The organism is Lysobacter sp. CA199, assembly GCF_052078715.1.
In the GTDB taxonomy this organism is placed as follows: domain Bacteria; phylum Pseudomonadota; class Gammaproteobacteria; order Xanthomonadales; family Xanthomonadaceae; genus Lysobacter.
Genome location: NZ_JBQJIL010000002.1, coordinates 414,503 through 432,343, shown reverse-complemented (window position 1 = coordinate 432,343; position 17,841 = coordinate 414,503). Strand labels below are relative to the sequence as shown.

Here is a 17,841-nt window from a genome sequence, read left to right as displayed (position 1 = left end):
CGCCGAGATGTAATCGCGCATCGGCCCTTTCGCGCAGCTCCCGGGCAAAGGATTCCGCAGCCTTCGGTCTATTCGTGACTGGTGATGGCGTAACGGCCGTGCCGCCGTCCATCCAGCGACGCGACCCGCACCTCGCCGGTGTCGGCATCCACATGCAACACGCGCGCGACCGGATGGCCGTTTTGATGGATCACATTGCCGGCGATACGGTACCTCGTGCCGGGAGCGTCGGACAATTCGATGAAGTAGTCCTTGCCGATGCGCCAGCCGTCCTGGTGGGCCAGTACTTCGTTGACGAGGTAGGCGCCGTCGGGCGGCGACCAGCGTGCGCGGGCGAGGTAATACGCGGCTTGGAGCTCTGCGCGATAAACCGCGCCGAGCGCCATCGCGGCGAGCAGCAGGGCGATCAGCGCATAGCGTGGTCGGAGCATGCGGTGGAGGGTAGCGTCGGCACGCGGCCGGCGCAACGAGAGACCATCGGGCCGGTGAGTGCGATCAACGCAACGCGTTGCGCCGCTTCTCGTCCATCCACTTCGAAGCCGCCGCGGGCGTGTAGTCGCGCATCCATTCGAGCATCGTCGCGATGTCGTCGCCGTGCCACAGATCCTGGCGCTGGTCGGCGTGCAGGAAGCGTTCTTCGACCATCCGATCGAGCATCGCCATCAGCGGCGAATAGAAGCCGTCGATGTCGAGGAAGGCGCAGGGCTTGTTGCCGATGCCGAGCTGGCGCCAGGTCAGCATCTCGAACATTTCATCCAGGGTGCCGAAGCCGCCGGGCAGGGCGACGAAGCCGTCGGCCAGATCGAACATGCGCGCCTTGCGCTCGTGCATCGAGCCGACGATTTCCAGCTTGCTCAGGCCGCGATGGGCGACTTCCCAGTTGACCAGTTGTTCCGGAATCACGCCGATCGCTTCGCCGCCGGCATCCAGCACCGCATCGGCGACCGTGCCCATCAGGCCGACGTTGCCGCCGCCGTACACCAGGGCGATACCGTCGCGGGCCATGCGCGTGCCGAGCGCGATCGCGCGTTCGGTGTAGATCGGCTTGTTGCCGGAGTTGGAACCGCAATAGACGCAGAGGGTTTTCATGGGCACAGGTTTCTAGATTAGGGAAGCGGGATTCGCGGATCGACTGCTCGCGATAGGGCGGCGGAAAACGCAAAACGCCAGGCAAGGCCTGGCGTCTGCGTGGGATTCGGTTGGGGTCGCTGGCGCAGATCCGCAATACCGAACCCCGGTTTCAATTGGCTTTGTGGATCGCGCGCTTATCGACCGCCATCGCCGCATCGTGGATCGCTTCCGACAAGGTTGGATGCGCGTGGCAGATGCGGGCCAGGTCGTCGGCTGAGCCGTTGAACTCCATGGTCAGCACGCCTTCGTGCACGAGTTCGGACACGCCGACACCGACCAGATGCAGGCCGAGCACGCGGTCGGTCTCGGCATGCGCGATGACCTTGACGAAGCCGGCCGGCTCGCCCATGGCCACCGCACGGCCGATCGCCGCGAACGGGAAGCTGCCGGTCTTGTACGGGATGTTCTCGGCCTTGAGCTGCTGCTCGGTCTTGCCGACCCAGGCGATTTCCGGCTCGGTGTAGATCACCCACGGCACGGTGTCGAGGTTGACGTGACCCGGCAGGCCGGCGATGAGTTCGGCCACCGCGATGCCTTCTTCGAAGCCCTTGTGCGCGAGCATCGGCCCGCGCACGCAGTCGCCGACCGCCCACACGCCGTCGACGCCGGTGTGGCAGTGTTCGTCGACTTCGATCTGGCCGCGTTCGTTGATCTTGACGCCGGTGCCTTCCGCGAGCAGGCCCTTCGAGGCGGCGCGGCGGCCCACGGCCACCAGCAGCTTGTCGACGACCAGTTGCTGATCGGACTTGCCGTCGTTGTAGGTCAGGTGCACGCCGTCCTTCTTGATTTCGGCCTTGCTGACCTTCGCGCCGAGCTTGATCTCCAGGCCCTGCTTCTTGAATTCCTTGGCCGCGGTCTTGGCGACCTCGGCATCGGCGGCGGCGAGGAACTCGGGCAGGGCTTCGAGAATGGTGACTTCCGAACCCAGGCGCTTCCACACGCTGCCCAGTTCCAGGCCGATCACGCCGGCGCCGATCACGCCCAGGCGCTTGGGCACTTCGGTGAAGTCCAGCGCGCCGACGTTGTCGACGATCTTGTCGCCGTCGAACTTGGCGAACGGCAGTTCGATCGAATCCGAACCGGCGGCGATGATGACGTTGGTGCCCTTGAGCTCGACCTCGGAACCGTCGTGCTGCTTGACCTTAACCACGTTGCCCGGATGCAGGGTGCCGAAGCCGTAGTACGGGGTGATCTTGTTCGCCTTGAACAGCATCGCGATGCCGCCGGTGAACTGCTTCACGATCTTGTCCTTGCGGCCGACCATGGTCGCGACGTCGATCTTGGCGTTGTCGGCGCTGATGCCGTGCTCGCCGAACAGATGCTGCAGGTTCCAGAACTGGCGCGAGCTGTCGAGCAGCGCCTTGGACGGGATGCAGCCCACGCGCAGGCAAGTGCCGCCCAGAGCGGGTTTTCCGTCCTTGCCGAGCGCGGCATCGATGCAGGCGGTCTTCAGACCGAGTTGGGCGGCGCGGATGGCGGCGTGATAACCGGCCGGGCCGGCGCCGATGACGACTACGTCGAATTGCTCAGACATCTAAGAATTCCTTTGCCTTGTCCCTTCTCCCGCTGGCGGGAGAAGGTGCCCGAAGGGCGGATGAGGGAGGCGGGGAGGGCGGCGTGGCGGATCGCTGCGGGCCCTCACCCCAACCCCTCTCCCGCTGAGCGGGAGAGGGGCTCGAGCGGTATGAGAGGGGCTTAGTGCATCACATGCCGAGCAGCATGCGATGCGGATTTTCCAACTGGTTCTTGATGTCGACCAGGAACAGCACCGCGTCCTTGCCGTCGATGATTCGGTGGTCGTAGCTCAACGCGATATACATCATCGGCGCGGCCACTACTGCACCATTTTCAACGATCGCGCGTTCCTTGATCGCGTGCATGCCGAGGATCGCCGACTGCGGCGGGTTGACGATCGGGGTCGACATCAGCGAGCCGAAGGTGCCGCCGTTGGTGATGGTGAAGGTGCCGCCCTGCAGGTCTTCCAGCGCCAGCTTGCCGTCGCGGGCCTTCTTGGCGTAATCGCCGATGGCCTTCTCGACGTCGGCGAAGCCCATGCGCTCGACATTGCGCAGCACCGGCGTGACCAGGCCCTTGTCGGTCGACACGGCGATCGAGATGTCGGCATAGCCGTGATAGACGATGTCGTTGCCGTCGACCGAGGCGTTGACCACCGGGTGACGCTGCAGCGCGTTGGCCGCGGCCTTGGCGAAGAAGCTCATGAAGCCCAGCTTGACGCCGTTGGCCTTCTCGAAGGACTCGCCCAGCTCCTTGCGCATGGCCATGACCTTGCCGAGGTTGACTTCGTTGAACGAGGTCAGCATCGCGATCGAATTCTTCGACTGCATCAGGCGCTCGGCGATGCGCGCGCGGATGCGGGTCATCGGCACGCGCTCTTCCGGACGCGCGCCGGCGGCGTTGCCGACGCCGCCGCTCTTGGCGTAATTGACGATGTCTTCCTTGGTCACCGCGCCCTTGCGACCGGTGCCTTCGACCTGCGAAGCGTCGATGCCCTGGGTGTTGGCGGTGAAGCGCGCGCCCGGGGGCAGTTGGTCGTTGCCGGCCGGGGCCTTCGGCGCTTCGGCGGACGCGTTGGCCTTGGGCGTGATTGGCTGGGCGCCGGCGGCCGGCAGCGCTTCGGTCTTGGCCGCGGCCGGTGCGGCTTCGGCGGCCGGTGCGCTCGCAGCGGCGACGGCACCGGCCTCGACGATCGCGATCAGCTGCTGGCTGGTCACGGTCGCGCCTTCCTCGAACTTGATTTCCTTGAGCACGCCGTCGACCGGCGAGGGCACCTCGAGCACGACCTTGTCGGTTTCCAGATCGACCAGGTTCTCGTCGCGCTTGACCGCATCGCCCGGCTTCTTGTGCCACGTGGCGATCGTGGCGTCGGAGACCGACTCGGGAAGGACGGGGACTTTGATCTCGGTGCTCATGGGGCAGGCATCCTGGAGTGCTTGAATGTGGGGTTGTAAGTTGTTTCGGGAGAACAGCGCCTTACTCGGCGCTGGACTCTCCGTGCAGCGAATTGACCAGCGCGTCGGCGACCAACTTGGTCTGCTCGACGACGTGATCGGCCAGATGCCCGGCCGCCGGCGACGGCGAACGCGCGCGTCCGGCGTAGTGCAGGGTCTGCTTCGGCGCCAGGCAGGCGGTCAAGTGGTGACGGATCTGGTACCACGCGCCCTGGTTCTGCGGCTCTTCCTGACACCACACCACGTCCTTGGCCGCGCTGAAGCGCTTGAGTTCGGCGGCCAGGACTTCGCGCGGGAACGGGTAGAGCTGTTCGATGCGGACGATGGCGACGTCTTCCAGACCGTCCTTCTGCGCCTGTTCGAACAGGTCGTAATAGACCTTGCCCGAGCACAGCACTACGCGCTTGACCTTCTTCGGGTTGGCCGCGGCATCGGGAATCAGATGCTGGAATTCGCCGTTGGCCAGATCGTCCAGGGTCGACACCGCCAGCTTGTGGCGCAGCAGCGACTTGGGCGTCATCACCACCAGCGGCTTGCGCGTGCTCATGCACATCTGCCGGCGGATCATGTGGTAGGCCTGGGCCGGCGTGGTCGGCACGCAGACCAGCATGTTCTCCAGCGCGCACAGTTGCAGGAAGCGCTCCAGGCGCGCGGAGCTGTGCTCGGGGCCTTGGCCTTCGTAGCCATGCGGCAGCAGCAGGGTCAGGCCGCACAGACGGCCCCACTTGGCTTCGCCGGAGGACAGGAACTGATCGATCACCACCTGGGCGCCGTTGGCGAAGTCGCCGAACTGCGCTTCCCAGATGTCGAGCGTCTGAGGGTCGGCGGTGGAGTAGCCGTACTCGAACGCCATCACCGCTTCTTCGCTGAGCAAGGAGTCGATGATGGTGACGTCGGAGGGGTTGGTGACCAACTCACGCAGCGGCACGATGTATTCGTCCGTGGTCTGCTCGTGCTGGATCGCGTGGCGGTGGAAGAAGGTGCCGCGGCCGCTGTCCTGACCGACCAGACGCAGCCTGTAGCCTTCGCTGATCAAGGTGGCGTAGGCCAGATTTTCCGCGAAGCCCCAGTCGCCCGGCAATTCGCCGGAGACCATCTTGCGGCGGTCTTCGTAGATCTTGGCCACGCGCGGGTGCAGCTTGACGGTGTCGGCGACGGCGTTGATCTGGGTCGCGAGCGCGTCGAGCTTGGCGCGCGGAAACTTGGTGTCGACCGGATCGCTGATCTTGCCCGACAGGTACTTCGACCAGTCGATGGTGAACTCGTCCGGCTTGACCTCGACTATTTCGGTGGTGACCTCGCCGGCGTCGAGCTTGTCGCGGTACTGGTCGACCAGTGCCTGCGCCTGCTCGGCGGTGATCGCGCCTTCGCCGATCAGTTGCTCGGCGTAGATCTCGCGCGGGGTCTTGTGCTTGCGGATCACCTGGTACATCAGCGGCTGTGTCGCCGCCGGCTCGTCGGCCTCGTTATGGCCGTGGCGGCGGTAGCAGACCAGGTCGACGACCACGTCGCGGCCGAAGCGCTGACGGAAGTCCAGCGCCATCTCTGCGCAGAACGCAACCGCTTCGGGGTGATCGGAGTTCACGTGCAGGATCGGCGCGCCGACCATCTTGGCCACGTCGGTGCAGTACAGCGTGGAACGCGCGTCCTGGCGCTCGCTGGTGGTGAAGCCGACCTGGTTGTTGATGACGATGTGGACCGTGCCGCCGACCGCGAAACCGCGTGCCTGCGACATCTGGAACAGCTCCATGCCCACGCCTTGGCCGGCGAACGCGGCGTCGCCGTGCAGCAGCACCGGCAGCACCTGGGCGCGGCCGTTGTCGCCGCGGCGGGTCTGGCGCGAGCGAACGCTGCCGGCGACCACCGGGTTGACGATTTCCAGGTGCGAGGGATTGAACGCCAGCGCCAGATGCACCGGGCCGCCCGGCGTGGCGACGTCGGCGCTGAAGCCCATGTGGTACTTCACGTCGCCGGTGTGGGCGTGTTCGTCGTGGTCGAACTTGCCTTCGAACTCGTCGAACAGCTTGCGCGGCGACTTGCCGAGGGTGTTGACCAGGACGTTGAGGCGGCCGCGGTGGGCCATGCCGATGACCACGTCCTGCACGCCCTGTTCGCCGGAGCGGCGGATGGTCACGTCCATCAGCGGGATCAGCGCGTCGCCGCCTTCCAGCGAGAAGCGCTTCTGGCCGACGTACTTGGTGCCCAGGTAACGCTCCAGGCCGTCGGCGGCAGTCAGCCGCTCGAGGATGCGCTTCTTGTCTTCGGCGCTGCGGCCGTACTTGCCGGCGGCGGTTTCCAGGCGCTCGTACATCCAGCGGCGCTGTTCGGCGTCGGCGATGTGCATGAACTCGGCGCCGATCGGACCGGTATAGGTCGCCTTGAGCAGGGCGAGCAGCTCGCCGAGCTTCATGCGCTCCTTGCCGGCCACGCCGCCGGTCGAGAACTCGACCGACTGGTCGCTCTCGGACAGGCGGTGGAAGCCCAGCGCCAGGTCAGGCGCGTCGGGTTTTTCCAGCAGGCCGAGCGGATCGATGTTGGCGGCGAGGTGACCGCGCGAGCGGTACGCCGTGATCACCTTGCCGACCGAGCGCTCGCGCTCGTCGCTGCCGGTCGGCGAGGCGCCATTGGCGGCGACTACGCCGCGCGAGGCGGCCTTGCCGGCCTGGGTGATGCTTTCGATCGCGGCCGAATGCGGAATGTCGCCGGCTTCGCGGCCCTTGAAGCCGTCGAAGTAGCTTTTCCACTTGGCCCCGACGCTGTCGGGATCGACCAGGTACTGCTCGTACAGGTCTTCGATGAAGGCGGCGTTGGCGCCGAGTTGCGAGGATTGCGAGAACTGCTTGAGGAGGCTGTCCACGATGGCTATCGGGAAACTCTTGGGGGGCGGAAGTGGCGTCGCGCGCACGCGCAAGGCGGGTGGCGCGGACAAGGCTCGGAATTATAGCGGTAGTGTTAAGCCCAGCGGCATAACTACTTATGTCTAAGCGACCGATTTGCTTCGATTTCGGGCCGGTCGGGGCGGGTGGGCGGGACCGGGAGGCCAAGAGGACCGTTCCGGCAATGCCGTTAAAGTCTTGGGCCAACCCCGCGCGGTTCAAGTCGGCTCCCCCGCGCAGGGCCTGCGAGGCTGGACCGATGGCATCGATCGCGCGATTCATCCCGCGCTCAGGCCGCGGCATCCGCGCCGGTATCGACCCGTCCGCGATCGGCAATCCGTGGCGGCGGTCGTGATTCGGCGGCCCGGTGCGCGGTTGGGCGCGGCGGCGGCCTATGATCGGGTCGGGTCGGGTCGCTGGGGAGAGGATGGATGCGGAGAGTCGGATCGTTTTGGACGGGCGCGGCGTTGTTGATCGCGCTCAATGGTTGTGGGCTGCAACCCGGTGCGGCGCCCGCGCAGGGCGGCGAAGTCCAGCGCGGTTCGGGTTCGCCGGGAAACGGTTTCACCACCCAGGCCGCGGCGACGGCCGCACCCGGTTCCATCGGTGATCCGGCGAGCGCGCCGCCCGCGACCGAGCGGGCTTCGGCCGAAACGGTGCGCGATCGTTACAACGCCCTGTTTCCGGCGTCGTGCCGGGTCGATTCGGTGCGTTTTTCCGAGCGCGGCGCCGTGCTGCGCGGCAAGGCCGAGAGCAACGCCGCCGTCGCCGAAGCCTTGCGCGCGATCGATAACGCGCAGCGCCGGCCTTCGCGCTCGCCCGGCGCGGATTTGCTGCTGATCGAGCGCCAGCCCGACGGGCGGTACGCGTTCGAGATGGTGCTCAACGATCCGGCCGCCTACGCGCGTTAACCACACGGGTTGACGCCGCCGGACTCAGATTCCCAGCGCGCGGTACTCGCTGCACGGCCGACCGCGTTCCCAGACCGGTTCGAAATGCGCGCGCAACTGGCGCGCGCGGGCGCCGCCGTCGAGCCGGGTTTCGCCGTCGAAGCGGTGGCCGAGCGGGCGGAAATACCAGCCGTCGCGGTCGTTGACCAGGTAGGCGGCCGGATGATTGCGGTCGACCGGTTCTTCGATCGCGCGGAATTCGAACGCGCTCGGCAGACGCTGGGCCAAGGCGATCAGCGGCGCCAGCGCGCGCTGCGGCGCGGCTGGGTCCTGCAGCAGGATCTGCGCGATGCCGCCACCGGTGGCGAATCGGCGCAACGCGGCGATCGCGTCGGCACGATCGAGCAACCCGGGGTCGAGCTCGCGGCTGTAGATCGCCAAGCCGTGGCGCGCGCCGGCGACGATGCCGATCAATGCGGCCAGCGCGGCTTCGCGGGTCTCCACCGGATTGGCGGCACCGAGCAGGCGGCGCATGGTCAGGTGGTCGATGCCGGCTTCGACGAAGCGTTCGCCTTCGGGCAGGAAGCCGTTGCGGGCGTAGAAACCGATCGCCGATGCCTGCGCGTGCAACGACAGCTCGCGCCAACCCAGCCGTTGGGCATGCTCGATCAAGGCGGCCAACAGAGCCTCGCCGACGCCGCGGCCGCGCCACTGCGCGAGCACGGCCATGCGGCCGATGCGTCGGTCCGGGGTGAGCCGGGCGGTGCCGATCGGGTTGTCCTGGCGGTCGAAGGCCAGGACGTGCTGGCACAGCGGATCGCGTTCGGCGTCCAACTCCAGTTCGCGCGGGACGTTCTGTTCGTGCACGAACACGGTCTCGCGCACCGCGCGCAATGCCGGTTGCGCCGCGGCATAGTCGGCGACCACCACCACCCGGAAACCGGCGGCCGGGTCGGTCGACGAAGTCGGTGGGGTCGAATCGGCGGTGGTCGGGTCGGTATCCATCGGACGCGAACTCATGGTGGTTGAATCCATCGCAGGGGCGGCCCGGATCGGCCGGGCCGGATCGTTCGGGCGCGGGCGGCGCCGGACTTATTCCTGATCGTCGTCTTCGCCTTCGTCCACGCCCAGGCGGTAATGCCCGCCGGCGATCAGTTCGAGCACGCAGGCGCGCCCGTTTTCCGACAGCGCCGAATACGCCGCCAGATCCAGTTCGGCTGCGGCCGCGATCGTCTGCGCGTCCCGCGCAGGCAGGGCGAATTCCTGTCCGCTGACGTACAGGCGGGCCGCGCCGCCCTTGGCATGCGCGCGGCGCCAGGCCATGCGCGACCACGGATGCCGCCACAGGCTCGCGCTGCGCTGCAGATCCCATTCGATTTCGATCCGCGAACGCGGCGCCTCGCCGCCAGCGGACACCTCGCCGGCGGCGCGATAGACGGTGATGAAGCGGCCGAACCAGTCGCCGAGGCGATCGGGATCGTTCATGCGCAAGGCGTTCAAGGCCTCGACTACGCGGGTCATCGACTCGGCGTCGATTTCGTTCGGATCGCGCGGCGGGGTCAGGTCGGGATCGTGGTAGCGCAGGCTTTCGTCGGCTTCCCCGGCCAGGGTGTCGATGTAGTCGCCCATCAATTCGGCCGCCGAGGGCGCGCGCATGCCGACCGAGAAAGTCAGGCAGGCGTCTTCGGCGACGCCGTGGTGCGGCACGCCGGGCGGCAGATACAACATGTCGCCGGGGCCGAGCACCCAATCGTGGCTGGGCTCGAACTCGCGCAGCAGCTTGAGTTCGGCATCGGGTCGGAAGTCCTGCGGCGCGTCGGCGCGCGCATTGATCTGCCAGCGCCGATGGCCCTGGGCCTGCAGCAGGAATACGTCGTATTGATCGACGTGCGCGCCGACCGAACCGCCCGGCGCGGCGAACGACACCATGATGTCGTCGATGCGCCAGCGCGGCAGGAAATCGAATGCGGGCAGCAGCGCGGCGACGTCGGCGTCCCACTTGTCCACGTCCTGCACGAGCAGGGTCCAGTCCTGGTGCGGCATGCCCGGGAACTCGGATTCTTCGAACGGCCCGTGCCGCACCGAATAACGATCGTTGGCGCGGTCGTGCTGGATCAGCCGCGACAGCGCGCCTTCTTCGCAGGCCAGACCGGCCAGGTCTTCGGGCTGCAGCGGCGATTCCAGACCCGGGAAGGCGTTGCGGATCAGCAGCGGACGCTTTTGCCAGTAATCGCGCAGGAAGGTCTCGGCGGGCATGCCCAGCGGCGGATGCCGACTGGCGTCGACTTCGATCGCCGGAGCGCCTGGAGTTTTCTTGGACGAGGCGGTGGCGGGCTTCTTGGGCATGGTTCGAACACAGTGGCGGGCGCATCGCGCCGATGCGGGCATTGTCGCTCATGCGAGACGGGCGTGTCGGCGCCGGCCAGGACCGCGGCGATGGCCGCCCGGTTCGGATTTATCCAGGACGGCTTTATCCAGAACGGCTGCGGTCGATCGCCGGCGCGCGGCCGCCGTTCAATCCGCGATCTCGTCGTAGCCGCGCCCCAGAAACTGCAGCAGGCACCAGCCATGGCCGAACGGATCGGCGATCTGCACGATCCGGCCCCAGTTGGCGCTGCGGATCTCGCCCTCCTGCCGCGCCCCGGCCTGGAGCGCGCTGGCCAGGGCCGCGTCCAGGTCCTCGACCACCGCATCCACATGCAGCGGCGACCAATGCCGCGCGTAACGCCGCGTATCGGACCCGGCCGCGGCAGAGCCCTCGGGTTTGCGCAACAAATACATCGGCGCCTGTCCGCCGAGCAGTTCGACGACTTCGCCGCCGAGCCGGCGCCCGGCGTGCAGGCCGAAGGCGCGGGTATAGAACCTCAGCGCCGCTTCCAGATCGGGCACATCGATATTGATCAGTTGCTGCATCGCAGTCCTCCGTTCGCGTCGTCGCCGACTGTGCGCGCACAGGCGCCAAGGCCGCGTGGTCGCGGCCGTGCTCGCGGTCCGCTCACGGCGTGGTCGCGCCGCGCTCCTTGGCGATGCGCGCGTCGAGTTTGGCGGTGCCGGTGGCGGCATAGACGCGGCAGGCGCCGGCGTCGACCAACGATTTGCTCGCCTGCGGGCCCAGTCGCGCGAACAGGTCGCTGGCGCTGGGGTGCGGCGTCAACAGAATGTCGCAAGGCAATCGGGCGACCGTGGCCAGGCTCTGGCGGAACGCGGCGATCACGCCCGGGTGGGCGGCCTCGTCGGTGTAGCGGTACTCGTCGTCGGAAAACGGGGTCAGGCTGTCGGCGTAGGCGATCGCGCGGCACACGCCGGCCTGATCGCAAGCGTTCCAGGTCCAACTGGTGCTGCCCGGGGTATGGCCGGGCGTGGCGTGCGGGGTCAGCGCGATCGGGCCCAGGCTCAGCGTTTCGCCGACGGCGATCCGGCGCACCGCGCGCACCGGCTTGAACGGTGGAGTGCTCAGGAACTGCGGATCGCCGCGGTCGCCCTGGCCGCGTTCGAGCGAAACCGCTTCGGCCGGCAGCGCGACCACGGTCGCGCCGCTGTCGCGCTGCAACTGGGCGATGCCGCCAGCGTGGTCGAGGTGTTCGTGCGAACTGAGGATGTACTTGACGTCTTCGACGCGGAAACCCAGCGTGCGAATGTTGGCTTCGATCTGCGTCGCGGCCTTTTCGGTGGCGCCGTCGATCAGCACATGGCCCTGATCGGAGGCGATCAGGATCGAACTGATCCCGCAGGTGCCGACATACCAGGTGTTGCCGTGGATGCGGCGGGGCGGCGAGGGCGTGTCCCAGGTCGGATCGGCCGGACAGACCGTTGCGGCCGTGGCCGGATCCGCCTTTCGATCGGGCTTGGAGACGGACGCGGCGCAGCCGCTGAGTATCAGTGCACCGATCAGACCCATCGCCAAACGCATCATCGCCTCGCTCGCGGAAGTGAAAAACGATTGGACACTATCGGCTATCGCGATGCGTTGCGGAATCGGGTCTGGTGATCGGTACTGCCGATCGGGTCTCGTGTTTCGATTCGCGATGGGCGGGCTTAGCGCGCGCCGAGCGCGTCGGCGAAGGACTGGTAGAACTCGCCCTTGGGATCGCTCTCGTGGTCGATCTCGATCGGATAGGGCGCGGCTTCCTGCGGCATCGTGTTGAGCACGCCGATGAAGGCATTCACGTCGCGGGTATGGAACACGTACTCGCGGTGGTCGGGTTCGGTGAACACGATCGCCAACAGGCTGTGGCCGGCGGCCTCGATGCGCTCGCAGACCCGGTCCTCGAAGCGCTGCATCGCTTCAAGCTCGGCCGGCGAGGCGGTGCCGGTGCCCGGGTCGTCGCGATAGGCCCAGATCAGGTTCAAGCGTTCGGGATAGGTGCGGAAATCGAAACCGCGCTCGATCTGCTTGAGCCGAATCAGGGACAGGCCATCGTCGGCATGCTGCTCGGCGAGGGTCCAGCCGCGGGTGTCTTCCATCGCGATCGCGCTCCGTTCCGGGTCAGATCTCGCGCGCCAGGCGCTCGGCCAAGCCGGTGTAGCTGCCCGGCGTCATCGCCAGCAGACGCTGCTTGTCCTGCGCCGGCAGATCCAGCGAGGCGATGAACTCGCGCATCGAGGCTTCGGTGATGCCCTGACCGCGGGTCAGCGCCTTGAGGTGTTCGTAGGGATTGGGCAGGCCGTGGCGGCGCATCACCGTCTGCACGGCTTCGGCCAGCACTTCCCAGGCCGCGTCCAGATCGGCGGCCAGGCGCTCGGGATTGACGCTGAGCTTGTTCAGCCCGCGCAGCAGCGCGTCGATGCCGATCAGGGCGTGGCCGAACGCGGTGCCCAGCGCGCGCAACACGGTCGAGTCGGTCAGATCGCGCTGCCAGCGGCTGATCGGCAGCTTGGCGGCGAAGTGTTCGAACAAGGCGTTGGCGATGCCGAAGTTGCCCTCGGCGTTTTCGAAATCGATCGGATTGACCTTGTGCGGCATGGTCGAGCTGCCGACTTCGCCGGCCTTCACGGCCTGCTTGAAGTAACCCAGCGAGATGTAGCCCCACACGTCGCGGCACAGATCGATGCAGATCGTGTCGATGCGGCGCTGCGCGTCGCAGACCTCGGCGATGCCGTCGTGCGGCTCGATCTGGGTGGTGTAAGGCTGCCAGTCCAGGCCCAGCGAGGTCACGAAACGCTGGGAGAAGGCGGCCCAATCGATATCGGGATACGAGGCCAGGTGGGCGTTGTAGTTGCCGACCGCGCCGTTGATCTTGCCCGGCATCTGCGCGCCGGCCAGGGTTTCGCCCTGACGCAGCAGGCGCGCGACCACGTTGGCGAGTTCCTTGCCGACCGTGGTCGGCGAGGCGGTCTGGCCGTGGGTGCGCGAGAGCATCGGCAGGCCGGCGTGCTCGTGGGCCATCGCGCGCAGCTTCTGGATCAGTTCGTCGAGCTTGGGCAGCAGCACCTGCTGGCGCGCCTGATTGAGCATCAGCGCGTAGCTGAGGTTGTTGATGTCCTCGCTGGTGCAGGCGAAGTGCACGAATTCCAGGGCCGGGCCCAGCTCGGCATCGTCCTTGAGGCGCTCCTTGATCAGGTATTCCACCGCTTTGACGTCGTGGTTGGTGGTGCGCTCGATTTCCTTGACCCGGGCTGCGTCCGCCAGCGACAGCTCGTCGGCGAGCTTGCGCAGGCGCGCGGCCGCGGCCGCGGAGAACGGCTTGAGTTCGACAATGCCCGGCTCGTCGGCCAGGGCCAGCAGCCATTCCACTTCGACCTTGACCCGGGCCTTGATCAGGCCGAATTCGGAGAAGATCGGTCGCAGCGCATCGACTTTGCCGGCGTAGCGGCCATCGAGCGGGGACAGGGCGAGCAGGGTGGTCTGGGAGTCGGCGGACATGGCACGCGTGGAGAGTAAGCAGTCCGCCATTCTACCCCAGCGCTTGGGTCCTGCCGGGCCCTCACTGTAGGAGCGGCGCAAGCCGCGACTGCGGTCTGACCCGCTTGCGGCGCGAGCATGAGTGGCCGCGGTCGCGGCTCCTACAGAAGCTGCAAACCCTGCCGGATCGGGCGGAAATCCGGACTGCACTCGACGTCCATCGCGCACATCGCGATGATGGCCCTGCCAGCGAAAACGATGCCAGCACGGCGTGAACCCTTGCGATAGCCGGGTTCTCCCCAGACCTAATCGACACGCGGGCGGCATCGATCCGCGGCGTGTCTCCCCCACGACTCAATGGAGTTGGCAATGGCGAGCAAACGCAAGACCCCGGCCCGGACCTCCGGCCAGCCCGCGAAACCGGCGGCCAAACCCGCCGCGGCGGGTTTCCGTCTCGAACACGACAGCATGGGCGAACTCAGCGTTCCCGCCGATGCGCTGTGGGGCGCGCAGACCCAGCGCGCAGTGCAGAATTTCCCCATCTCCGGCCAGCCGATGCCGCGAGAGTTCATTCGCGCCCTGGCCCTGGTCAAGGCCGCCGCGGCGCAGGTCAACGGCGGTTTCGGCCTGCTCGACGCGCCCGCGGCCAAGGCGATCCGCGCCGCCGCGGCCGAAGTCGCCGAGGGCCGCTTCGATGCGCATTTCCCGATCGACGTCTACCAGACCGGCTCGGGCACCTCGAGCAATATGAATGCCAACGAGGTCATCGCCACGCTGGCCTCGCGCACGGGCAAACACAAGATCCATCCCAACGATCACGTCAATCTGGGCCAAAGCTCCAACGACGTGATCCCGACCGCGATCCGGGTGTCGGCGCAGTTGGCGGTGATGGAGTCGCTGCTGCCGGCGCTCAAGCATCTGCGCAAGACCATCGGCAAGCGCGCCAAGGAGCTGGCCAAGGTCACCAAGACCGGGCGCACCCATCTGATGGACGCCATGCCGCTGACCTTCGGGCAGGAATTCGGCGCCTGGGCCGCGCAGTTGGATTCGGCCGAACAGCGCCTGCTCGACAGCCTCAAGCGCCTGCGCCGGCTGCCGATCGGCGGCACCGCGATCGGCACCGGCATCAATGCCGATCCGCGCTTCGGCAAGGCCATGGCCAAGGCCTTGTCCGACGCCACCGGGACGCGTTTCGAATCGGCCGCGGACAAGTTCGAGGGCCTGGCCGCGCAGGACGATGCGGTGGAATTGTCGGGTCAGCTCAACGCCCTGGCGGTGGCGCTGATGAAGATCGCCAACGACCTGCGCTGGATGAATTCCGGTCCGCTGGCCGGGCTGGGCGAAATCGAATTGCCGGCGCTGCAGCCGGGCAGCTCGATCATGCCGGGCAAGGTCAACCCGGTGATTCCCGAAGCCTTGGCGATGGTCTGCGCGCAGGTGATCGGCCACCACGCAGCGATCACCGTGGCCGGGCAAAGCGGCAATTTCCAGCTCAATGTGATGTTGCCGCTGATCGCCTTCGATCTGCTCGACTCGATCCGCCTGCTCGCGCGCGCCATGCCGCTGCTGGCCGACAGCGCGATCGCCGGACTCAAGGTGCGTCAGGCGCATGTGCGCGAAGCGCTCGACCGCAACCCGATCCTGGTGACCGCGCTCAATCCCATCATCGGCTACGAAAAGGCCGCCGCGATCGCCAAGCAAGCCTATAAAGAAGGCCGGCCGGTGTTGGAGGTGGCGGTGGAAACCAGCGGTCTGAGCGAGAAACAACTGCGCCGGCTGCTCGATCCGGCCTCGCTGACCCGCGGCGGCATCCAGTCTGGCGGCGGCAGCGGCGGCGGTTGATCGCGACTCGCGCGGCGGCGGCGCACTAAATGCCGCCGCCGTGTGAGCGCCGCGTATAGGGCGCGTGAAGTAAATGTTCCGGGAATTTAATCTGCGAACACGGTTGGATTCCGTCGGTGGGGCGATTGGATATCCTGCGGGCGACACGAAGGAATAATCGGAGTTATTCGGCGGTAACCACCGCAGCAAACCGGCCCGAGGCGTCGTGGGGATGCGCGCCAGGGCATGAAGCCGGGCGGTTCGCGCCGAAACGACAGGGGTTCAGGCCTTTTTGGGGAATATCCGCGACGGGGCGCTGCGGCCACGATCGCGGCGACAGGCGAGCGAAAGCCCGCATTGGGTAAAGTCGCCGGTCGTGCCCGATGCCGGCGCCCAGGCGTGGCGCCGCCCGCGGTTCGATGACGACATTTCTTCTGCAATACCCGAGACATGAAATTTTTGCTGCACCGGTACGGCGACCAAGGGATCACGGCGCGCCGTAGCGTTTTTCGCCCCGCCGGGCTTCGCGGTCCGGCAGCCACAACCAGAAAGTTTTTTGGAGCCCAGCCATGAAATCCAACCGCTACTTCGTACTCGCCATCGCCCTCGCCACGACGCTTTGCGCCGGTTGCGATCCGCAGTTCATGCGTTTCGACGACAACGCCCGCGCGCAGGCCGCGGCCCAGGCGGCGGCAGCGGCCGATGCGGCGTTGCGCGCTTCGGTGCCGAAGCAGGCGTTGGCCGCGGCCGGGCGCTGATACCCGTTGCCGCGCCGGCGATTGAGTGGCGCGCGGCGACCTGCCGGCTGCGTCCGGCCCGCGACCGCGTGCTTGCGCGGCCGCTGATTACACGCTCGATTCGACGGCGCGGACCGGTTCGCGGCCGCCGCGGTTTCCCGCGCTCCGCGCCAAGCGCCGATGCGCTCGCGTGCGCAACGCATCGATCGGAGCGTTGCATTTGGATTTCAGATAATGCCGGCCGGGGTGTCCGCCGCCGGGACGTTCCCGCGCGGACCGCTCGCGCAGTTCCGGACCGCATCGTGTCTACGCTCCCGGCCACCGCGTCCGGCGCGGCGCGGACGATGACAGCCATCGCGCTTCAAGGCATAGTGCGCACGCGGGCTGGGAGCGCCCGCACGGCACGCCGGCCCATCGGGTCGGCGCAGATATCGGCGATTGCCCAGCCGCTACCCCACGATCAAGGAATCGATATGAACTCTGCCTTTTCCCGGAAGCCCTCGGCGGCTTTCGTCGGCGCTTCATGGACCGCGCTCATGCTCGGCGCACTGGCCTATCTGATCGGCCTGTGGAATGCGCAAATGCAGCTCAACGAAAAGGGCTACTACCTGACCTTGCTGCTGTACGGCCTGTTCGCGGCCGTGTCGGTGCAAAAAGCGGTGCGCGACCGCATGGAAGGCATTCCGGTCACCAACATCTACTACGGCCTGGCCTGGGTGTCGGTGGTCAGCTCGTTGCTGCTGTTGTTCATCGGCCTGTGGAACGCGCAGATCAGTTTCAGCGAGAAGGGCTTCTACGGCATGGCCTATGCGTTGAGTCTGTTCGCGGCGATCGCGGTGCAGAAGAACACCCGCGACAGCGCGACCTCCGGCGACGACATCGAGTAATCCCGCCGCGTGGATCGCGGCCGTCGCCGCGCGGTACGGCGACGGTGGAGGCGTTCGGGCATCGAACTTGGGGTGCCGATCAGCTCGCGCAGTCGGCGCCGGGGTCGGCTTGGATCCGCGAGAACGGCGCGAACGCCGGCAGCGAAGCGCGCAGTTGATCCTGCGCGGCGCGCAGGTTCACCACGTGTCCGCACATTTGCTTGGCCCGCGCCTGCAGCTTGGAGGTCTCGGCTTCGACCTTCTTGCCGATGTCGTCGGTGTTGCCGGTGCGGATGCCCTCCAGCGCCGAACTCACCGCGTGGCCGGCGATCGCCGTGCCGGCCTTGCCCATTTGCGCGCCTTCGCGACCGATCGCCGAGGCTTCCTGGTAATACCGTCGGCTGAAGGCCTGTTGCGCCGGGGTCAGCGCGATCGTCCGGCCGTCGATGCTGAGCGCACCGTCGGCGCGGAATTCGGCTTCGCCGCCGCCATCGCCACGCACCAGGACGCGATCGCCGTCGATCCGCAGGTGATCGATCACCAACACGCGCAGTCCGCTGTCGGAGGATTTGGCGCAACCGGCGGTGGAGGCCAGCAACAGCGCGGCCGCGACCGCGAGCGAAGCCAATGGCGAAAAAGCCTTCATGATCTCGATCCTCGGCGCGGCGCGCCCATGTGGGAACAGTAGGGTGAGGCGGCGTGGCCTGAC

16 protein-coding genes are annotated in these 17,841 nt (G+C 67.2%); 4 read left to right on the top strand and 12 right to left on the bottom strand.

Features of this window, described 5'->3' with window-relative positions; translation table 11 throughout:
- Positions 1 to 68: 68 nt before the first annotated feature.
- The 5 genes from ACTOWJ_RS04600 to ACTOWJ_RS04580 all read right to left on the bottom strand — a co-directional run bounded on the left by ACTOWJ_RS04600 (position 69) and on the right by ACTOWJ_RS04580 (position 6,957).
- Entirely contained in the window at positions 69 to 431 is a 363-nt protein-coding gene (locus ACTOWJ_RS04600; protein WP_441333416.1) for a hypothetical protein, read from the bottom strand.
- 64 nt (positions 432 to 495) lie between these two features.
- Positions 496 to 1,089 carry a TIGR00730 family Rossman fold protein gene (locus ACTOWJ_RS04595; RefSeq protein WP_441333415.1) on the bottom strand — a complete coding sequence of 198 codons (594 nt, stop codon included), beginning with the start codon at positions 1,087 to 1,089 and terminating at the stop codon, positions 496 to 498.
- A 151-nt stretch (positions 1,090 to 1,240) separates the two neighbouring features.
- The gene (gene lpdA / locus ACTOWJ_RS04590; protein WP_441333414.1) at positions 1,241 to 2,665 is read right to left on the bottom strand and encodes a dihydrolipoyl dehydrogenase; all 1,425 of its coding nucleotides are present in this window, start codon (positions 2,663 to 2,665) and stop codon (positions 1,241 to 1,243) included.
- A 169-nt stretch (positions 2,666 to 2,834) separates the two neighbouring features.
- Positions 2,835 to 4,061, bottom strand: a complete 1,227-nt coding sequence (gene sucB / locus ACTOWJ_RS04585; protein WP_441333413.1) for a dihydrolipoyllysine-residue succinyltransferase — start codon at positions 4,059 to 4,061, stop codon at positions 2,835 to 2,837.
- Between the two features lie 61 nt (positions 4,062 to 4,122).
- The gene (locus tag ACTOWJ_RS04580) at positions 4,123 to 6,957 is read right to left on the bottom strand and encodes a 2-oxoglutarate dehydrogenase E1 component (protein WP_441333412.1); all 2,835 of its coding nucleotides are present in this window, start codon (positions 6,955 to 6,957) and stop codon (positions 4,123 to 4,125) included.
- 450 nt (positions 6,958 to 7,407) lie between these two features.
- Between ACTOWJ_RS04580 and ACTOWJ_RS04575 the strand changes: the two genes are divergently transcribed.
- A complete protein-coding gene (locus tag ACTOWJ_RS04575) occupies positions 7,408 to 7,887 on the top strand; it encodes a hypothetical protein (protein ID WP_441333411.1) in 480 nt (159 codons plus the stop codon).
- Positions 7,888 to 7,911: 24 nt separating this feature from the next.
- On the opposite strand, the gene ACTOWJ_RS04570 is transcribed toward ACTOWJ_RS04575, so the two are convergent.
- The 6 genes from ACTOWJ_RS04570 to purB all read right to left on the bottom strand — a co-directional run bounded on the left by ACTOWJ_RS04570 (position 7,912) and on the right by purB (position 13,729).
- Positions 7,912 to 8,886: a GNAT family N-acetyltransferase gene (locus tag ACTOWJ_RS04570; RefSeq protein WP_441333410.1), complete on the bottom strand. Its 975-nt coding sequence runs from the start codon at positions 8,884 to 8,886 to the stop codon at positions 7,912 to 7,914.
- Between the two features lie 72 nt (positions 8,887 to 8,958).
- Positions 8,959 to 10,212, bottom strand: coding sequence for a JmjC domain-containing protein (locus tag ACTOWJ_RS04565; protein WP_441333409.1), 1,254 nt, complete (start codon positions 10,210 to 10,212; stop codon positions 8,959 to 8,961).
- A 168-nt stretch (positions 10,213 to 10,380) separates the two neighbouring features.
- The gene (locus ACTOWJ_RS04560; RefSeq protein WP_441333408.1) at positions 10,381 to 10,779 is read right to left on the bottom strand and encodes a VOC family protein; all 399 of its coding nucleotides are present in this window, start codon (positions 10,777 to 10,779) and stop codon (positions 10,381 to 10,383) included.
- Between the two features lie 82 nt (positions 10,780 to 10,861).
- Positions 10,862 to 11,776: a subclass B3 metallo-beta-lactamase gene (gene bla / locus ACTOWJ_RS04555; protein WP_441333407.1), complete on the bottom strand. Its 915-nt coding sequence runs from the start codon at positions 11,774 to 11,776 to the stop codon at positions 10,862 to 10,864.
- 125 nt (positions 11,777 to 11,901) lie between these two features.
- Complete coding sequence (locus ACTOWJ_RS04550; protein ID WP_441333406.1) at positions 11,902 to 12,330, bottom strand: DUF695 domain-containing protein; 429 nt, start codon at positions 12,328 to 12,330, stop codon at positions 11,902 to 11,904.
- Positions 12,331 to 12,352: 22 nt separating this feature from the next.
- Positions 12,353 to 13,729: an adenylosuccinate lyase gene (gene purB / locus ACTOWJ_RS04545; RefSeq protein WP_441333405.1), complete on the bottom strand. Its 1,377-nt coding sequence runs from the start codon at positions 13,727 to 13,729 to the stop codon at positions 12,353 to 12,355.
- 348 nt (positions 13,730 to 14,077) lie between these two features.
- Between purB and ACTOWJ_RS04540 the strand changes: the two genes are divergently transcribed.
- From ACTOWJ_RS04540 to yiaA, 3 genes are all read left to right on the top strand, one after another.
- The gene (locus tag ACTOWJ_RS04540) at positions 14,078 to 15,550 is read left to right on the top strand and encodes a class II fumarate hydratase (protein ID WP_441333404.1); all 1,473 of its coding nucleotides are present in this window, start codon (positions 14,078 to 14,080) and stop codon (positions 15,548 to 15,550) included.
- Between the two features lie 548 nt (positions 15,551 to 16,098).
- Positions 16,099 to 16,287, top strand: a complete 189-nt coding sequence (locus tag ACTOWJ_RS04535) for a hypothetical protein (RefSeq protein ID WP_441333403.1) — start codon at positions 16,099 to 16,101, stop codon at positions 16,285 to 16,287.
- A 452-nt stretch (positions 16,288 to 16,739) separates the two neighbouring features.
- Positions 16,740 to 17,153, top strand: coding sequence for an inner membrane protein YiaA (yiaA, locus tag ACTOWJ_RS04530; RefSeq protein WP_441333402.1), 414 nt, complete (start codon positions 16,740 to 16,742; stop codon positions 17,151 to 17,153).
- A gap of 79 nt (positions 17,154 to 17,232) precedes the next feature.
- Here yiaA and ACTOWJ_RS04525 read toward each other — a convergent pair whose 3' ends face one another.
- Positions 17,233 to 17,778 carry a DUF2884 family protein gene (locus tag ACTOWJ_RS04525; RefSeq protein ID WP_441333401.1) on the bottom strand — a complete coding sequence of 182 codons (546 nt, stop codon included), beginning with the start codon at positions 17,776 to 17,778 and terminating at the stop codon, positions 17,233 to 17,235.
- Between the last annotated feature and the right edge of the window lie 63 nt (positions 17,779 to 17,841).

What these genes read in the sequence shown, in the direction of transcription:
- ACTOWJ_RS04600 (WP_441333416.1), bottom strand. Translation starts at nt 431, where the DNA reads ATGCTCCGACCACGCTATGCGCTGATCGCCCTGCTGCTCGCCGCGATG.
- ACTOWJ_RS04595 (WP_441333415.1), bottom strand. Translation starts at nt 1,089, where the DNA reads ATGAAAACCCTCTGCGTCTATTGCGGTTCCAACTCCGGCAACAAGCCG.
- lpdA (WP_441333414.1), bottom strand. Translation starts at nt 2,665, where the DNA reads ATGTCTGAGCAATTCGACGTAGTCGTCATCGGCGCCGGCCCGGCCGGT.
- sucB (WP_441333413.1), bottom strand. Translation starts at nt 4,061, where the DNA reads ATGAGCACCGAGATCAAAGTCCCCGTCCTTCCCGAGTCGGTCTCCGAC.
- ACTOWJ_RS04575 (WP_441333411.1), top strand. Translation starts at nt 7,408, where the DNA reads ATGCGGAGAGTCGGATCGTTTTGGACGGGCGCGGCGTTGTTGATCGCG.
- ACTOWJ_RS04570 (WP_441333410.1), bottom strand. Translation starts at nt 8,886, where the DNA reads ATGAGTTCGCGTCCGATGGATACCGACCCGACCACCGCCGATTCGACC.
- ACTOWJ_RS04565 (WP_441333409.1), bottom strand. Translation starts at nt 10,212, where the DNA reads ATGCCCAAGAAGCCCGCCACCGCCTCGTCCAAGAAAACTCCAGGCGCT.
- ACTOWJ_RS04560 (WP_441333408.1), bottom strand. Translation starts at nt 10,779, where the DNA reads ATGCAGCAACTGATCAATATCGATGTGCCCGATCTGGAAGCGGCGCTG.
- bla (WP_441333407.1), bottom strand. Translation starts at nt 11,776, where the DNA reads ATGCGTTTGGCGATGGGTCTGATCGGTGCACTGATACTCAGCGGCTGC.
- ACTOWJ_RS04550 (WP_441333406.1), bottom strand. Translation starts at nt 12,330, where the DNA reads ATGGAAGACACCCGCGGCTGGACCCTCGCCGAGCAGCATGCCGACGAT.
- purB (WP_441333405.1), bottom strand. Translation starts at nt 13,729, where the DNA reads ATGTCCGCCGACTCCCAGACCACCCTGCTCGCCCTGTCCCCGCTCGAT.
- ACTOWJ_RS04540 (WP_441333404.1), top strand. Translation starts at nt 14,078, where the DNA reads ATGGCGAGCAAACGCAAGACCCCGGCCCGGACCTCCGGCCAGCCCGCG.
- ACTOWJ_RS04535 (WP_441333403.1), top strand. Translation starts at nt 16,099, where the DNA reads ATGAAATCCAACCGCTACTTCGTACTCGCCATCGCCCTCGCCACGACG.
- yiaA (WP_441333402.1), top strand. Translation starts at nt 16,740, where the DNA reads ATGAACTCTGCCTTTTCCCGGAAGCCCTCGGCGGCTTTCGTCGGCGCT.
- ACTOWJ_RS04525 (WP_441333401.1), bottom strand. Translation starts at nt 17,778, where the DNA reads ATGAAGGCTTTTTCGCCATTGGCTTCGCTCGCGGTCGCGGCCGCGCTG.